This is a genomic window from Methylotenera versatilis 79 (assembly GCF_000384375.1).
Taxonomy (GTDB): domain Bacteria; phylum Pseudomonadota; class Gammaproteobacteria; order Burkholderiales; family Methylophilaceae; genus Methylotenera_A; species Methylotenera_A versatilis_B.
In genome coordinates, this window is the sequence record NZ_ARVX01000001.1 from 2,561,248 (window position 1) to 2,577,699 (window position 16,452).

16 protein-coding genes and 1 tRNA gene are annotated in these 16,452 nt (G+C 42.4%); 1 reads left to right on the top strand and 16 read right to left on the bottom strand.

What is annotated here, in order from left to right; genetic code table 11:
- Window positions 1-12 precede the first annotated feature (12 nt).
- The 11 genes from nuoK to METVE_RS0112400 all read right to left on the bottom strand — a co-directional run bounded on the left by nuoK (window position 13) and on the right by METVE_RS0112400 (window position 9,695).
- The gene (gene nuoK, locus METVE_RS0112350) at window positions 13-333 is read right to left on the bottom strand and encodes an NADH-quinone oxidoreductase subunit NuoK (RefSeq protein WP_020168801.1); all 321 of its coding nucleotides are present in this window, start codon (window positions 331-333) and stop codon (window positions 13-15) included.
- On the bottom strand, window positions 333-983 hold the full coding sequence (locus METVE_RS0112355; RefSeq protein WP_020168802.1) for an NADH-quinone oxidoreductase subunit J: 651 nt from the start codon (window positions 981-983) through the stop codon (window positions 333-335). The genes nuoK and METVE_RS0112355 overlap by 1 nt, the downstream gene beginning before the upstream one ends.
- 21 nt (window positions 984-1,004) lie before the next feature.
- Window positions 1,005-1,496: an NADH-quinone oxidoreductase subunit NuoI gene (nuoI, locus tag METVE_RS0112360; RefSeq protein WP_020168803.1), complete on the bottom strand. Its 492-nt coding sequence runs from the start codon at window positions 1,494-1,496 to the stop codon at window positions 1,005-1,007.
- Between the two features lie 2 nt (window positions 1,497-1,498).
- Window positions 1,499-2,527 carry an NADH-quinone oxidoreductase subunit NuoH gene (gene nuoH / locus METVE_RS0112365; protein WP_020168804.1) on the bottom strand — a complete coding sequence of 343 codons (1,029 nt, stop codon included), beginning with the start codon at window positions 2,525-2,527 and terminating at the stop codon, window positions 1,499-1,501.
- Window positions 2,527-4,971 (bottom strand): NADH-quinone oxidoreductase subunit NuoG, encoded by a 2,445-nt coding sequence (gene nuoG, locus METVE_RS0112370; protein WP_026362132.1) that lies wholly within the window; start codon window positions 4,969-4,971, stop codon window positions 2,527-2,529. The genes nuoH and nuoG overlap by 1 nt, the downstream gene beginning before the upstream one ends.
- A complete protein-coding gene (gene nuoF, locus METVE_RS0112375) occupies window positions 4,958-6,376 on the bottom strand; it encodes an NADH-quinone oxidoreductase subunit NuoF (protein ID WP_232496474.1) in 1,419 nt (472 codons plus the stop codon). The genes nuoG and nuoF overlap by 14 nt, the downstream gene beginning before the upstream one ends.
- A 50-nt stretch (window positions 6,377-6,426) precedes the next feature.
- Window positions 6,427-6,900, bottom strand: a complete 474-nt coding sequence (nuoE, locus tag METVE_RS0112380) for an NADH-quinone oxidoreductase subunit NuoE (RefSeq protein ID WP_020168807.1) — start codon at window positions 6,898-6,900, stop codon at window positions 6,427-6,429.
- A gap of 18 nt (window positions 6,901-6,918) precedes the next feature.
- Window positions 6,919-8,172: an NADH-quinone oxidoreductase subunit D gene (locus METVE_RS0112385; RefSeq protein ID WP_020168808.1), complete on the bottom strand. Its 1,254-nt coding sequence runs from the start codon at window positions 8,170-8,172 to the stop codon at window positions 6,919-6,921.
- Window positions 8,172-8,780: an NADH-quinone oxidoreductase subunit C gene (locus METVE_RS0112390; protein ID WP_020168809.1), complete on the bottom strand. Its 609-nt coding sequence runs from the start codon at window positions 8,778-8,780 to the stop codon at window positions 8,172-8,174. The genes METVE_RS0112385 and METVE_RS0112390 overlap by 1 nt, the downstream gene beginning before the upstream one ends.
- A 17-nt stretch (window positions 8,781-8,797) precedes the next feature.
- On the bottom strand, window positions 8,798-9,274 hold the full coding sequence (locus METVE_RS0112395) for a NuoB/complex I 20 kDa subunit family protein (protein ID WP_020168810.1): 477 nt from the start codon (window positions 9,272-9,274) through the stop codon (window positions 8,798-8,800).
- Window positions 9,275-9,338: 64 nt separating this feature from the next.
- Window positions 9,339-9,695, bottom strand: coding sequence for an NADH-quinone oxidoreductase subunit A (locus METVE_RS0112400; protein ID WP_026362133.1), 357 nt, complete (start codon window positions 9,693-9,695; stop codon window positions 9,339-9,341).
- 416 nt (window positions 9,696-10,111) lie between these two features.
- On the opposite strand from METVE_RS0112400, the gene METVE_RS0112405 reads away from it, so the two are divergent.
- Window positions 10,112-10,744, top strand: a complete 633-nt coding sequence (locus METVE_RS0112405; RefSeq protein WP_020168812.1) for a ParA family protein — start codon at window positions 10,112-10,114, stop codon at window positions 10,742-10,744.
- 76 nt (window positions 10,745-10,820) lie between these two features.
- Here METVE_RS0112405 and METVE_RS0112410 read toward each other — a convergent pair whose 3' ends face one another.
- The 5 genes from METVE_RS0112410 to METVE_RS0112430 all read right to left on the bottom strand — a co-directional run bounded on the left by METVE_RS0112410 (window position 10,821) and on the right by METVE_RS0112430 (window position 16,450).
- Window positions 10,821-11,072: a hypothetical protein gene (locus METVE_RS0112410; protein ID WP_020168813.1), complete on the bottom strand. Its 252-nt coding sequence runs from the start codon at window positions 11,070-11,072 to the stop codon at window positions 10,821-10,823.
- Window positions 11,073-11,379: 307 nt separating this feature from the next.
- A tRNA-Leu gene (locus METVE_RS0112415) sits at window positions 11,380-11,464 on the bottom strand.
- Between the two features lie 48 nt (window positions 11,465-11,512).
- A complete protein-coding gene (gene secG / locus METVE_RS0112420) occupies window positions 11,513-11,911 on the bottom strand; it encodes a preprotein translocase subunit SecG (RefSeq protein WP_020168814.1) in 399 nt (132 codons plus the stop codon).
- A gap of 96 nt (window positions 11,912-12,007) precedes the next feature.
- A complete protein-coding gene (gene tpiA / locus METVE_RS0112425; RefSeq protein ID WP_020168815.1) occupies window positions 12,008-12,811 on the bottom strand; it encodes a triose-phosphate isomerase in 804 nt (267 codons plus the stop codon).
- A gap of 192 nt (window positions 12,812-13,003) precedes the next feature.
- Window positions 13,004-16,450, bottom strand: a complete 3,447-nt coding sequence (locus METVE_RS0112430; protein WP_020168816.1) for a translocation/assembly module TamB domain-containing protein — start codon at window positions 16,448-16,450, stop codon at window positions 13,004-13,006.
- Window positions 16,451-16,452: the final 2 nt, after the last annotated feature.

Sequence of the window (16,452 nt, forward strand, 5' to 3'; positions counted from 1 at the left end):
CTTTTGTGCTAATTAACCTTTTAAAGAGTCTAAATCATCCACATTAATCGTCCGTAAATTGCGGAATAATACGACCAGAATCGCTAAACCAATTGCCGATTCTGCCGCTGCAACAGTGAGTATAAAGAACACAAAAACCTGACCTGCGATATCATTTAAATAGTGAGAAAATGCAATAAAATTCAGGTTAACTGCCAGCAACATTAATTCGATTGCCATCAATAAAATAATCACATTTTTACGGTTTAAGAAAATACCGATGACACTGATTGCAAATAATAATGCACCTAACACTAGATAATGCGACAGGCCAACTGTTGATAAATTAGCCATTAAGATTTCCCCTTTTCGGCTTCTGGCGCTTCTGCTGGCGGAGCTTCAACTGCAGGCTCTTCAACCACAGCATCCATTTTCACAATACGCAATCTATCTTGCTTTTTAACCAGCACTTGTTCAGCTGGGTTCATGGATTTATTATCTTGGCGATCTCTTAATGTTAAAACGATTGCTGCAATAATCGCCACCAATAAGACGACCGATGCCAACTCAAACGGTAACAAATAATCGGTATATAGCACACGCCCTAACTCTGCTGTATTGCTGTAATCCGCCGGTTTACTCGCAACAGTCGTTGAAACGAAATATTTACCACTCAATACCATCACCATTTCGACTGCCATCAATAAACCAATTGTGCCAGCCATCGGTAGATAATCCCAAAATCCTTCACGTAGCTTATCGATATTAATATCTAACATCATCACCACGAATAAAAATAGCACCATCACCGCGCCGACATAAACCAATACTAGGGCAATCGCCAGAAATTCAGCTTCTAGCAATAACCAAATACCCGCCGCAGTAAAAAACGCCAACACTAAATGCAAAGCTGCATGTACAGGGTTACGCGTTGTTATGACACGAATACCTGCAAACAGCAAAATTGCGGCTAAAGTGTAAAAAATAAAATCGTTAAATATCATCGGTTTTGAATGCTTTTTAAGTTACCTAAAATTTTTATCTTGCAGTCGATCTAAAGCAATCTGTTTTTCATGTTTATCACCCACGGCCAACAACATTTCTTTGGTATAGAGCAAATCACCGCGTTGTTCGCCGTGATAATCAAATACACGCGTTTCAACAATACTATCTACAGGGCAAGACTCTTCACACAAACCGCAAAAAATACACTTAGTTAAATCAATGTCATAGCGCGTAGTACGGCGCGTATTATCTTCGCGCTGTTCTGATTCGATCGTAATTGCCAGTGCCGGGCAAACCGCTTCGCATAATTTGCAAGCGATACAACGCTCTTCACCATTTGGATAACGGCGCAAAGCATGCAAGCCACGAAAACGGTTGGATTGCGGCGTGCGCTCTTCAGGATATTGGATGGTAATTTTTGGCGCAAAAAAGTAACGGCCTGTAACTGCCATGCCTTTTAGCAGCTCCCATAGCATTAAACTACCTAGCGTATTTTTGATTTGTCTCAACATAATTAGTGGAATAAATACCCCAATGAAGTCTGCATCATCGCGCCTACGAATATAATCCACACCAATGTGATCGGAATAAATATTTTCCAGCCTAGACGCATAATTTGGTCGTAACGATAGCGTGGGAATGTTGCCCTAAACCATAAAAAGAAAAACACCAAGAAACACATTTTGCCGAAGAACCATAAAATGCTATCTGGCAAAAATGGAAATGGTGACAGCCAACCGCCTAAGAACATGGTCGCGGCAAGCGCACAAACCAGCCAAATATTCGCGTATTCTGCCAAGAAAAATATCATAAAACCTGGGCCGGAATATTCCACATGGAAACCCGCCACAATTTCGGATTCGCCTTCTGCTACGTCGAATGGCGCCCGATTGGTCTCTGCCACTGCACTAATAAAATAGACAATAAACAGGGGAAATAATGGGATGAAATACCAGTGCCAAAAGCCGCCAGCTTGGCCCATGACAATCTTACCTAGATTAAGTGAATTTGCGCACATTAATACGCCAACCAGCGCAAAACCCATGGCAATTTCGTATGACACGATTTGTGCTGCAGAACGCAAACTACCTAAAAACGCGTATTTAGAATTAGATGCCCAACCAGCGATAATCACACCATAAACGGCAACTGAAGTCATGGCTAAAATATAAAGCAGTCCAGCATCAAGATTCGCCAACACTAATGTCGCATCAAATGGGATAACCGCCCAAGCCGCAAAAGCAGGCGCAATCGCCAATATTGGGCCTACAAAAAACAGCACTTTGCTAGAAGCTGTTGGAACGACGATTTCTTTAAAGATTAGTTTAATCGCATCTGCAAAAGGCTGTAGCAATCCAAAGTAACCGACCCGATTCGGCCCAACACGCACTTGCATGTAACCAATCACTTTACGCTCAGCCAAAGTGAGATAAGCCACAGCAATCATTAATGGTAATACGATGGCGACGATTTTGATCAATGTCCAGCTTGTTAACTGAACCGCTGGCCAATAACTACCGAATAAATTTGCCAAAAAATCCATTACGCAACCACTTTCATCATCGTGGTTTCATAAGGTTTGTAAAGCTCTTTACTGGCTTTTTCAATGGCAATATCGCCCATTAAATCGCCCAAACCAATGGTTAACTCATGTGATGCCGCAACGCGTATACAACCCATTGCCACATGATTATCCAGCTTTACTTGCAACACCGCGCTACCTTTATCTTGGCTTGCCAAAACAATATCGCCTTCTACCAAACCTAATTGCGCGATTTGTTCAGCACGCATACGCGCCATTGGCCGGATGTTATATTTGGTTTTTTGCAAGGGTACAGAACGACGTACGATTGGATCAGATTCATACTGAGGCACTTCACCGATACGTTGCAAACCGTCGGATTTGATATTGACTTCGATTTCGACTAATTCTTTTAAATTGTTATTCAGGCTGCGCCAAACCACTGCTGATGGTTTTTCACCTTTAAATATGGCGGACTTAACGGCTTCGCTGCTATCAAAATCAAACCCTTCTAAGCCTAATGTATTCGCTAAAACACGTAATACTTTCCAAGCTGGACGGCATTCACCTAAGGGTTTAGCTACTGCAGAAAAACTCTGTACGCGCCCCTCCATGCTCATAAATGTGCCAGATGTTTCGGTAAACGGCGCAATGGGTAACAACACATCTGCATTTTCTAATGCTTCAGATTTGAACGCAGTTAAAGCAACGACGCACTCAGCTTGCGCCATTGCCGCCTTAGCAAGGGCTGCATGCTGACAATCTAATTCCGGCTCGATATTCAATAATAAATAGGCTTTACGTGGCACTTCCAGCATGGCACGCGCATGCATGCCCATACTGTTAGGCATCACACCCATTAAATGCATACCCGTGCTATTTGCAGCAGCAGGCAATATGCCACCTTTCGCACCGCAAATGCCGCCAATCGCTTCCATCACACTGTACATTTCGGTAAAGCGTGGATCACTTAACGCCATATTTCCTAAGAAAATACCCACTTTTGGCGCAACCAAATCCACTATGCCATTTAAACCAGCCAAACCCGCTAAGCTTTCGGCCATTGCTTGTGTATTCGGGCGCACTGTAATTGTTTCTAGCAGAGCATTTAATGATGGCGGTAAGCAAAGCGACAAACGTTGTAAGCCAGACATGGCTTTTAAAATTTGTCCCAACACATTCACCATGTCATTCGGACGCACAATCACTTTATGCGCAATCTTCATTAATGGATCATTATCCAGCGGACTAACAATCGATAATTCCGCGCCATTAGCAACCGCTTTGCGGAAACGCTGCGCTAATAATGGGTGCTCGTTACGTAAGTTAGAACCGATAATCAAAATACGATCTAGCTCTTCGATTTCCTGAATATTGCAGCCCATCCAAGGCGTACCAACACGCTTACCATCCAATCTAAAATCGGTTTGGCGTAGACGGTAATCCACATTGCCGCAACCCAAGCCACTGGCTAACTGCTTGATTAAATAGCCCTCTTCCATTGTGCTATTGGGTGAAACCAATACACCTAATGAATCAGCACCATGTTGATTGGTAATATCTTTGATCTGACCAGCAGCAAACTCTAAAGCAGTTTTCCAATCGGTTTCCACCCATGCGCCGTTGTGCTTGATCATTGGCACTTTTAAACGGTCTGGGCTGTTCAATCCCACATAAGAATAACGATCACGGTCAGATAACCAGCATTCGTTAATACTTTCTTTTTCACGCGGCAATACACGCATGACTTTATTGTCTTTTACATGCACTTCAATATGTGAACCCAAACCATCATGCGGCGCTATGCTTGGGCGACGTGTTAACTCCCAGCTACGGGCAGAATAGCGGAATGGCTTATTGGTTAATGCGCCGACAGGGCACAAATCAATAATATTGCCGCTTAACTCGGAGTTAACCGATTTATCCACATACGCGGTGATTTCCGCATGTTCGCCACGGCCAACAAGGCCAAGCTCCTGCATGCCGCCCACTTCTTTTAAGAAGCGCACACAACGCGTGCATTGAATACAACGTGTCATATCCGTGCTGATTAATGGACCGATGTTTTTATTTAGAACGACACGTTTTTCTTCTGTATAACGTGAGCCGCTAGCGCCATAAGCTACCGCAATATCTTGTAAATCACACTCACCGCCTTGATCGCAGATTGGGCAATCCAATGGGTGATTAATCAGTAAAAATTCCATAACGCTTTTTTGCGCTTCAACCGCTGATTTACTGCGCGTGAAAATCTTCATACCATCCGCTACAGGTGTCGCGCAAGCGGGTAATGGCTTATTAAATTTCTCAACTTGTACCAAGCACATACGGCAGTTGGCCGCGACCGATAGTTTTTTGTGATAGCAAAAACGTGGAATCTCGATGCCGACTTTATCAGCCGCATCAATAATGGTGCTGCCGTGTTCGACTTCTAATGGTTTGCCGTCAATTTCAATATTTAGCAATTGGTTCTGCTCCAAATTTATCGCTGCCGTCTTTCGCATACACGCGCTCAGTTAATAATTCAACGCCGCTCACATGCTCATTTGCCATTGTGTTTTCAATGCCGCTTGCTTGTAGGCTATCTTGCTCAACCATGCTTTTACCATGTTGAATATAATATTCAAACTCGTGCCTGAAATGCTTGATAAAACTCAACACAGGCGTTGCCGCAGCGTCGCCTAATGCGCAAATTGTGCGACCTGAAATATTATTGCTTACATCAGTTAACAAATCTAAATCGTCCATTTTTCCTTTGCCATCCACGATTCGACTGATCACGCGATAGACCCAGCCAGTACCTTCGCGACAAGGTGTGCATTGACCGCAACTTTCTTCATAAAAGAAATAACTAAGACGCTTAAGCGTTTTAACCATGCAAGTCGTGTCGTCCATCACAATCATAGAGCCTGCACCTAAGCTAGAACCTGCTTTGCTTAATCCATCATAATCCATGGTTGCATTTTGAATCATTTCTGCCGTCATCACAGCTGTGGATGGACCGCCAGGAATCACCGCTTTTAATTTGCGACCTTTCCAAATGCCGCCCGCTAATTCCAGCAACTCAGCAAAAGGTATACCCATTTTCACTTCGTAATTACCTGGTTTTTCTACGTGGCCAGATACTGAAAATAGTTTGCTACCGCCAGAATTAGGCACACCTAAATCAGCAAATGCTTGACCACCATGCTGTAAAATCCAAGGAATACTGGTATAGCTTTCGGTATTATTGACATTGGTCGGCTTGCCAAACACGCCATAACTTGCAGGAAATGGTGGTTTAAAACGTGGCTGACCTTTTTTGCCTTCGATGGATTCGATCAATGCAGTTTCTTCGCCGCAAATATAAGCACCGTATCCATGTACTGCATACAAATCAAAACTGAAAGTACTATCGAACAGATTTTCGCCTAAATAACCTGCCGCTTTGGCTTCATGCAGTGCCGCTTCGAAGATATCGTAATCTTGCCAGATTTCGCCGTGAATATAGTTGTAGCCAACGCGCGCGCCCAATGTATACGCGGCAATCGCCATTCCTTCAATTAACTGGTGCGGGTTGTAGCGAATAATATCGCGATCTTTAAATGTGCCAGGCTCACCTTCATCTGTATTACAAACCAAGTATTTTGTACCGTCGTAATAACGCGGCATAAAGCTCCATTTAAGACCTGTTGGAAAACCTGCACCGCCACGACCGCGTAAATTGGATGTTTTAATCTGCGTAATAATGTCGGTGGCTTTTACTTTGTCAGTCACAATTCTTTTTAATTGTGCATATCCACCAAGCTTGATGTAGGTTTCTAATGAAGCTGGATTATCTTCATTGAGGGTACGCAAAGTCAGTAAAGTCTGACCTTTTAAATCTGTCATTACAGGTTTTTTCGCTGCTGTAATTACGTTAGTTTTTGCGCCAGTTGCCACTATTTTAGCTCCTCTAAAATAGCGTCTACTTTATCCACAGTTAAAAACTCATGCATCGTATGATTATTCACAATCAATAACGGCGCACCGCCGCAAGCGCCCATGCACTCACCTTCTTTTAAACAGAATTTTCCATCTGAGGTCACTTCGTTAAAACCAACACCGAGTTTATTTTGCAGGTGCGTCACAATGGCATCAGAATCACGCAACATACATGAGATATTGGTGCAAATACTGATTTTGTATTTTCCAACTGGCTCTAAATCGTACATATTATAAAAAGTCGCGACTTCCATCGCAGCGATTTCAGGAATACGCAAGTATTCTGAGATTTCAGTGATGCTTTCTTTTGATAACCAACCACGTTCCGTTTGCACAATACGCAACGCACTCATTACCGCCGCCTGACGTCTATCAGCCGGATATTTAGTGAGTTCGTAATCAATTTTTTCGATGGATTCTTTACTTAACATAAGCTATCTGCCAGATTTTTATCTGTCGATCTCTCCAAATACAATATCTTGCGTTCCAATTATTGCGACTAGGTCAGCAATCATATGTCCTTTAGTCATTTCATCTAATGCCGCAAGATGTGGATAACCGGGTGCGCGAATCTTCAAACGATAAGGCTTATTCGCGCCATCAGAAATCATGTAAATACCAAATTCACCTTTTGGATGTTCCACTGCCGCATACGCTTCACCCGCTGGTACATGGAAACCCTCAGTAAACAATTTGAAATGGTGAATCATGTCTTCCATATTGGTTTTCATGCCTTCACGATCTGGCGGCGCCACTTTATTATCAGTGGTAATCACAGGGCCAGGATTTACGCGTAACCAGTTAATACATTGCTTGATAATATTATTGGATTGCCTGAACTCCTCCATGCGCACCAAATAGCGATCATAACAATCACCATTAACACCCACAGGGATATCGAAATCTAAATCTGCATACACTTCATACGGTTGCTTTTTACGCAGATCCCATTCAATACCAGAGCCGCGTAACATTGGACCAGTAAAGCCGAGTGCTAAAGCACGTTCAGGCGAAACCACACCGATGCCGACCGTACGTTGTTTCCAAATGCGATTATCGGTTAATAAGGTTTCATATTCATCAATATAGTTAGGAAAGCGATTAGTAAAGTCTTCAATAAAATCTAAAAATGAACCTTGGCGGTTTTCATTGAGCTTATTGATTTCTTTTGCACTACGGAATTTAGTGGTTTCATGCTGTGGCATTTGATTCGGCAAATCACGATACACACCGCCCGGACGGTAATAAGCCGCATGCATACGCGCGCCAGAAACGGCTTCATAACAATCAAATAAATCTTCACGCTCTCTGAACGCATACAGAAATACCGTCATCGCGCCAACGTCTAGCGCGTGCGCACCTAACCACAACAAGTGATTTAAAACGCGGGTAATCTCATCGAACATCACACGGATATATTGCGCACGAATCGGCACGGCTAAGCCAAGCATCTTTTCAATCGTCATCACATAGGCATGCTCATTCGACATCATGGATACATAATCTAGCCTATCCATGTAAGGAATTGACTGCAGATAAGTACGATTTTCCGCCAACTTTTCAGTCGCGCGATGCAATAAGCCAATGTGCGGATCGGCGCGTTGAATCACTTCGCCATCCAACTCTAACACCAAACGCAAAACGCCATGTGCCGCAGGATGTTGCGGGCCAAAATTCATGGTGTAGTTTCTAATCTCAGCCATTAATTATGCACCCCTTCATCACGGATAATGCGCGGCACGTTATTGCGCAATTCAATTGAAACGGGCTGATAAATAACACGCTGCTGCTCTGGATCGTAACGCATTTCTACATTGCCAATCATGGGGAAATCTTTACGGAATGGATGGCCCACAAAACCATAGTCGGTTAAAAGTCTGCGTAAATCTGGATGATTTTCGAACATTAACCCATACAAATCAAACGCTTCACGCTCAAACCAATTGGCCGCCGGCCATACATCTACCAGCGTTGGTAAAACAGGAAAGTCATCGTCTTCCGCATAAACGCGCAAACGCACACGTTGATTCAAACTAACTGACAATAAATGCAACACAACCGCATAGCGCCTGCCTGCCCATTGCACATCGGTATATTCTTCTATTGCATATTGGCTATAATCTACACCGCACAAATCAATTAATTGCTCAAATTTAAGCTCGCCATGATCACGTAATCTAGTGCAAATCGTCAGATAGTTTTCCACTTTACATTCGATGGTAATTTCATCGAAAGCAACAGTTAATTGCGATATTTGTCCGCTTAAAGCAAGTTTGAGTTGAGCAGATAATTGATCGAGTTTGGCAGACATGAGTTTTGTTCTTAAGATTACCGAGCGATAGTGTTGGTACGTCTGATTTTTTTCTGTAACTGAATAATGCCGTAGAGCAAAGCTTCAGCAGTTGGTGGGCACCCTGGCACATAAACATCAACCGGCACGATACGATCACAACCTCTTACAACGGCATAAGAATAATGATAATAACCACCACCATTTGCACACGAACCCATTGAGATTACCCAACGCGGCTCTGCCATTTGGTCATACACTTTGCGCAACGCGGGCGCCATTTTATTCACCAAAGTGCCAGCAACAATCATCACATCCGACTGCCTTGGACTTGGGCGAAAGACGATACCAAAACGGTCCAAATCGTAGCGAGAAGCGCCAGCGTGCATCATCTCAACTGCGCAACACGCCAAACCAAATGTCATTGGCCATAGTGAACCTGTGCGCGTGTAGTTAATCACCGTATCTAACGTGGTGGTGACAAAACCTTTTTCTAGAACGCCTTCTAAGCTCATATTGCGGCCCCAAAACCTAGCCCGAAGTTAACCCATTTATTGAGGTAAATTTCATTTAAGCGCATCAATCCCATTCCAATGCACCTTTCATCCATTCGTACACAAAGCCAACGACTAGCACAAACAAAAATAGCATCATGGCAAGAAAACCAGCCAAGCCAATTTCTTGCAGCACAACTGCCCACGGGAATAAGAACGCAATTTCTAAATCGAATAGGATAAACAGAATGGCGACAAGATAATAGCGCACATCAAACTTCATACGCGCATCTTCAAATGCTTCAAACCCGCACTCATAAGGCGAGTTTTTCTCGCTATCAGGCCTACTAGGGGAAACGATTTGACCAATGATAAGTGGCCCAAGACCAACAGCAAGGCCCACTAAGATAAACAACAAGATTGGAAAGTAGTTTTCCAGCACAGAAACTTCCTAACAAGGTTTGTAACAGACTTTTGATTGTGTTGCTTTTGGCTAACAATCAAAACATTAACTACATTTTTAGATCAATTTTTAGTCGTTTTATTACGTTTTCACTGATTAATTATTTTTTTGACAATCAACTTTAAAAACGTTCTAAATTTGTTTAGATGTGAGATTGTAACCTAATAGGCGCTTACCCTGCAAAGCCAAATGCAAACATTTAAGGCATTTACATATGGTAATTAGTTAGAAACGTCTTTCTGCAAAAGGTTGTTTTAAGGTGATAATGGCTATCTCTAGCCGTTAAGTTAGTGCTCAGATAAAAAGATAGCAGAACAAAAAATATCAATACAATCTTAGTCATATTATTTACACTATACCTGCGGTAATCTAAATACATTTAATGGAGTTCAGTGATGGTTAATATCCTAATTGCAAACCCTAAAGGCGGTAGTGGTAAAACGACGCTATCGACTAATCTTGCAGGATATTTTGCTAGACGCAATGAAATCGTCACCCTGCGTGATTTAGACCGCCAGCAATCGGCAACAAGATGGATAGAACGCCGACCTGGCGAACTACCTCTAATCCACTCTAAAAATCTAAAAAGCAAATCTCAACCAATTGATTCCGACTGGATTATTACCGATTCACCTGCTGGTTTGCGCGAAGAAAAACTATCCGATGCCGTTAAGCAAGCTGATTGTGTGATTGTGCCAATCCAACCCTCCGCTTTTGATATCGGCGCCACCAGTAATTTTTTAGATATTTTAATTGAGGAAAAAGCTATTCGTAAGAATAAAACTTTTGTAGCATTGGTTGGAGTGCGCGTGAATAGCCGGACATTATCTGCTATTTCACTGGCTGAATTTATGGCTAAAGCTGACTTTGAAGTACTGACCTATCTTCGTAATGCCCAAGCCTATGTCACCGCTGCGGAACAAGGATTAAGCTTGTTTGATATGCGGAATTCAGTGGTTGAGCAAGACCTAATTCAGTGGAACCCATTGCTTGATTGGGTAAAGAATATATCGGCAAATGATAAATAGTTTAATTGATTATTTGGAGGGTTGAATCTAAAGGCAAATATTTCGCGACTTTGAAATTACATTCTGAGTAAGAAAACTAATCTTTCTTCTTGGTTTTTTCTTTGTCTTTTTCTTTCTGTGTAATTTCATTCATTTTTTCACGCCAATCAGCCAATTCAGCATCTTCAATTTCCAGTTGAATTGCCAGCGCTTCTATCGTATCAAGCTTTTCGTTTTCTAATTTCCTAGTCAGCTTACCGCGCATTCTACATAACAGCCTTTCCTTTTGATCGGTGTTCAAGTTGCTGGCAGCTTTTATGTACTCTTCATTTGGCGCTCTAATTTTCATCATCTTCCCTCTTAGCAAAATTTAATGTGAAGAGTATAGATTGCTATGCACTTTGAATGTGTGACACTTTTGTGAAAAAGCGGTTTTGGAATAGTTGAGATTACGTAGTAATAACTTTAATATCAGCCTTATTTTTGCTAGATAAAGCGAGCGATATGAGTTAGCTTCTTTACGCGCATTGCTCAGCGAAATGCGAATGAAAATTGACGTTGTGCGATTTTAAATAGTGATTTTTTGAAGTTACTAGGTATTTCAGATTGAGCTTACTGGAGATTGAGGGCTTTTGATACTAATTGAAATGAATTACTGGTGCCGACGGAGAGACTCGAACTCTCACGACTTTCGCCACTACCCCCTCAAGATAGCGTGTCTACCAATTCCACCACGACGGCAATTACCAAGGATTTATATTTTGAAATTATCAAATCAAACCCTAAAATTTAATTTGGCACATCCTTAGCAGTGTTGCCTGAGGCTGCATTACCAGTGCTTGAGTCACTAGCATTTGGGGTTGATTCTGGTGATTTTGTTGCATCAGGTTTTGCTGTGTTCGTATTAGTGCTAGATGATTGTGCGGGCACTTTAATCACACTGCTACCGCCTGCTGCACGATGACTTGCCAAGTAAGCAAGCGTCAAACTAGTACAGAAGAAAATTACTACGCAAACCGCAGTTAATTTACTTAAGATATTCGATGATCCACTTACGCCAAACAAACTGCCAGATGCGCCACTACCAAATGCTGCACCCATATCGGCACCTTTACCGTGCTGTAATAACACCAAGCCGATAACACCCGCTGCTGCTAATACATGAATTACTGTAATTAAATTTTCCATCAAACTAGGTTCCAACTAAATTTTTTAAAAGTGGCTCGCATTAAATCAGGTATATTCACCTGCAAACCAACTGTGTATTAAGGTTTTCTTGGCACTTTAAGTTGCCAATTCTGCCGCCATGCATATTTTTTCAAACGCTTGCGACTCAAGTGAGCATTTACCAATTAGCCCACCATCAATATTCGGCACAGCGAATAATTGTACCGCATTTTGCGGATTTACGCTTCCTCCATATAGGATTTTTAAGCGGTTTGCAGCATCTTTATCTAGATTTTCAATCTTTTGATGAATGAACTTATGCATGGCTTTTGCTTGTGCTGGTGAAGCCGCTAAGCCAGTACCGATTGCCCAAATAGGCTCATACGAAATAATACTATCGGCAAAAATAGCGGCGCTGTGCAATTGAATAATCGTATCAAGCTGCTTACCAACAACCAACTCCATCACGCCTGCTTCACGTTCAATTAAGGTTTCCCCCACGCACAAAATCGGCGTTAACCCATATTGTTTCGCTTGTAAAAATTTTTGCGCAATGTTTTCATCTGATTCGCAATAAGCGGTTGCGCGTTCTGAGTGGCCAATTATCACATATTCGCAACCGAAGTCTTTTAGCATCGCGGCACTTACTTCACCGGTAAATGCACCCTCTTCATTTTTGGCAATATTTTGCGCGCCCCAAGCAATATTAGTGTCTTGTAACAAACTTTGCAGTTGTGCGAGATAAGGATAAGGTGCACAAACCACTACTTTTGACTGCTTTAAATGAGAAAGTGATGCGACATAATCTGCTAGCAGCGTTTGATTCTGCTCAAGATTGCCGTGCATTTTCCAATTAGCAACTACAATTTTTTTAGGGACTATTGGATTTTTGGCGAGATTTTTTGGTGCGAATTGGCTCATTAAATTGCCTTAAGAATTGCGCGAATTCTACGCGCGCCTGCTTTCATGGTCAACGTTAAGTTAACGCTTATATTTAAGCAATAATTATAAAATATAAGTGAATTACTGCGTTTTTAAAGAAATATTTAGTGGACATATTAAATAGAAAATTGTGCTTATTTATCCTATTAACTAGTACAACTTTTGGGCGACTTATTTAAATCTAAATGTATACAGCGCATCCACGGCGCTTTCGGTACCAGTTTCTGCTTGCAATGCCCATCGCGGTGTAATATTAAAAGTCAATCTGGCTACGTCTAATAGTCCGCTCACGCTTTTCACATAACTTAAATAGAGTTGAGAAGACAGACGTTTACCAAAAGTCAGCGATGCTGTTTCAGCATCTGAGCCAGTAAAACCAAATTCATCTAAGCCAGCAGCGCGTGCCAATTTCGTTTGTAGCGGCATAGAATCACCTTGCGACAAAACCGCACCAGCCGCTAACGACAGCATGGCGAAATCATTTTTTCCCGCTGAATCGGTGCCATGCCCCAACACTAGCCAAGATAGTTTTTCCGTATCTGGTACATTCGGCTCTGATACCAATTTAATTCTAGGATCTAGTCCGCTACCCGTAATTTCTACGCCGGCATTCACGTTTTGCACATTAGTTGAAGTAGTTTGGCTAAAGTTACTACCCGTAATCTCACCCGTGTTATTCACTGTTTCTGCATTAGTGGTAATTATTCTCTCACTATCACTCACGGCATTACGCATGGCGCGAATATTCAAACCAGGATTATCTACAGGACCGCTAAAACTGATGATGCCACGCGTGATATTCAGAATTTGGCCATAAGCCATATAAGTACCTTTTTTAACTCGAATACTTCCTTCCGCGTAAGGATGATATTGTGTTAAACCTAACAGTGTTAATGCGCCTGAAAGTTGCGCATCCAAGCCACGTCCATGCAGTTTAAAATCATCCCCTAAATCAATATGTAAACCACTTAGTAGTACTTTTAACGTTGGTTCTGCTGTTGCATCGACTTGCCCAAGCACCACCACATCATCGGCCAGCGTGGGGATGTCATCATCTGGTAGCGCAAGCAAACCTTTTGCCACTTTAAAATCACCAGAGATTGAAAAAAGACCTTCCAGCAAAGTCGTTTTACCTGTGCCATCCAAGATTAACAATCTGTCTGCGCCAGAAATAACCGTGAATTGCTCGGCGACCCAATCCAAGGTTATTTTAGGTTGTTTGTTTTCCATTTGCAGCGCGCCTGTGGTACGTAAATAACCAGTGCCGCCTTTAAATGCGGCTTGGGTGATGTGTAATTCATCATTTTCAAACACCGCATCTAAAGTACCGTCTGTCAGCGCAACGCCTTGCGACGGCAGCAGAAATTGCAGATTTTTACCGACTGCATTACCACGTAAATTAGGCCTTTGTACGGTGCCATCCGCATTGACGGTTAGATTCAATGCGCCGTCTAAACTAGCATCCGCCAATGAGGCCGATACTGGCAACCAAGCCAGCGTATTGAGTTGTGCATTGCCAACTATCGTCAGTGGCGCATTCGCCATCAACGCAAAACCCGTTTCAACTTTTGTGGCCACTGTGCTCACTTTCGCATCTACAGTGCCAAGCTGTTGACCTTTTAGCTGCAGTACAAAATCTATTTTATTATTCTGCATTTTAAGGTCAGCAAGTGCAGTTTGCAGGCCTAATGGTTTTGCGACGCCATTGGTATCAACAGTTAAATCGCCGGACTCAAGATTGAAAATCGCGCTGCCGTTCACCGCCTCCACCGCATTAACATCCCATTTAGCAGAAAAAACAGGATTGCCTTGTAAATGCGCTGGCAGCTTAAATAAACTGGACGGAATATCATCCAGCGCAAAATTGCTTAGATTACCTTTACTGATAAAACCTTTACTGCCCGTATTCAGCACATCAATCACCGCGCGACCCTTTGATAACTGCAAAGTCGCATTTTCCAAAGCAACATCTTGACTGGTTAAGCGCAATTTTGCGGGTGCTTGCAAAGTAATCGGCGTTTCGCCTTTTAAACTCAGTGTTTGAATAAGGCCTTGCCATTGTCCAGCATCCAAACCGCCTGCTAACGTGGTCTCAAATTGCAATAGATTATTGGGATCCAATGTGGATGATGGCGATTCTACTGCTTGCAATTTCAGCTGATGTTGCGCACGCGTGCCCTGCAAAACCAAGTTGGCATTTAACGTTGGATTTTGTGCCATTTTTAAACCAGCAGCATTCAATGTGGCATCAACTTTGCCTTGCGCACCAGCCAATAGCGTGGCTTTTCCATCTAGTTTTTCGAGTTTAATGTTATTCGGTAATTTTAATTTTTGCGCCGCCAAATCCACACTAAATGCCAAATTGTCAAACGCACCTGCGACCACGCCATTCACATGCGCCTCACCCGAAAATTGATTGCCTAATGTGGTTAAGTCGGGCAAATCTGCACGAACTATAAGCTGATTTTTTGGCAGTTGATTATTTGCTAGCTGATTTTGTGGCGATACGCTTTCTTGCAAACCATTATCTGGCGAACCTAAATTTCCGCTAGCCGTTAATGTGTTATTGGCAATGCTGGCTTTAAAATCGACATCTTTTAGCTGGTTTTTGATAAAAATCATTTTGCCATCCATAATGAATGGTTGTCGCTGATTTTTCACCTGCAAATAACTATCTTTAGCCGATAACAAGATTTGCAAGCCGTTTGAATTGGCCTCTGGCGACAGATTGCCTTGCACATCTAAATCAATATTTAACAAACCAACTGGATAACTACCTAAATTTTCAGGCTGAAAATCGTTTATCTGCGCATTCAGTTTTAACGGATATTCACCCGTTAACCCAAGCTCACCAAACACTTGTATTTTCGCGGCATTAGCACTTTCAACATCCGCTTGCATCACAGCCAATTGGCCATTATGCAAAGCTAACTTGGCTGCAGATTCAAACTTTAATTGTTTTAAATCGCCCGATAAATTCACGTTGATATCGTAAGGCATTGATGTGCTTGATTTCTCAACAGTATTTGTATTAAAAGCAGCCTTCTCAAGATTGACTTTTTCAATAGCAATTTCTTTAGCATCCTGTTTGATACTCACCGCACCAGCCAGCACGAATGGGTTGGCCGTGCCCAGGTTAAGCGTCGCTTCTACTTGCCCAAATGGCGTGCCGGCGCTCAATCTGGTCAACTTTATCGTTTTAGCGTCGGCCTCAATATCAAACTGCACATTGTTTAAAACATGCTGTTCAGTTGGCGTAATAACTACCAACTCCACCACTTCTGCTTGCTGAACCTTAATCGGAAATGGCAACTTAATCTGCTCTGGCAATGCAGAATCACCCGCTTTTTTTGCCGCGGAACGCATGGTAATAATCAAGCGGCGCGCACGCAGTTTATCTACAGAAAGTTTGTTATCGATGGGAAAAAGCTGCCAGCGCGACTCCAGTTTTTCTAGTTTGATATGGATATTGTCTAAATCGTAATCAAGCGTATCCAGATTAGACGTGCCGCTGATGGTCATTTCGCCCTGCGCAGGCGTATACAACAGCATGCTAAATGCCATCAAAATAAGTGTTAAGTAATGTCGCAACCGCGTAGATATATTGATTATCATCATGA

Coding starts and splice junctions, on each gene's coding strand:
- METVE_RS0112385 (WP_020168808.1), bottom strand. CDS start 8,172: ATGGCTGAGATTAGAAACTACACCATGAATTTTGGCCCGCAACATCCT.
- tpiA (WP_020168815.1), bottom strand. CDS start 12,811: ATGAGCCAATTCGCACCAAAAAATCTCGCCAAAAATCCAATAGTCCCT.
- METVE_RS0112355 (WP_020168802.1), bottom strand. CDS start 983: ATGATATTTAACGATTTTATTTTTTACACTTTAGCCGCAATTTTGCTG.
- secG (WP_020168814.1), bottom strand. CDS start 11,911: ATGGAAAATTTAATTACAGTAATTCATGTATTAGCAGCAGCGGGTGTT.
- nuoE (WP_020168807.1), bottom strand. CDS start 6,900: ATGTTAAGTAAAGAATCCATCGAAAAAATTGATTACGAACTCACTAAA.
- METVE_RS0112390 (WP_020168809.1), bottom strand. CDS start 8,780: ATGTCTGCCAAACTCGATCAATTATCTGCTCAACTCAAACTTGCTTTA.
- METVE_RS0112410 (WP_020168813.1), bottom strand. CDS start 11,072: ATGAAAATTAGAGCGCCAAATGAAGAGTACATAAAAGCTGCCAGCAAC.
- METVE_RS0112430 (WP_020168816.1), bottom strand. CDS start 16,450: ATGATGATAATCAATATATCTACGCGGTTGCGACATTACTTAACACTT.
- nuoH (WP_020168804.1), bottom strand. CDS start 2,527: ATGGATTTTTTGGCAAATTTATTCGGTAGTTATTGGCCAGCGGTTCAG.
- METVE_RS0112395 (WP_020168810.1), bottom strand. CDS start 9,274: ATGAGCTTAGAAGGCGTTCTAGAAAAAGGTTTTGTCACCACCACGTTA.
- nuoF (WP_232496474.1), bottom strand. CDS start 6,376: ATGACAGATTTAAAAGGTCAGACTTTACTGACTTTGCGTACCCTCAAT.
- nuoI (WP_020168803.1), bottom strand. CDS start 1,496: ATGTTGAGACAAATCAAAAATACGCTAGGTAGTTTAATGCTATGGGAG.
- METVE_RS0112405 (WP_020168812.1), top strand. CDS start 10,112: ATGGTTAATATCCTAATTGCAAACCCTAAAGGCGGTAGTGGTAAAACG.
- nuoK (WP_020168801.1), bottom strand. CDS start 333: ATGGCTAATTTATCAACAGTTGGCCTGTCGCATTATCTAGTGTTAGGT.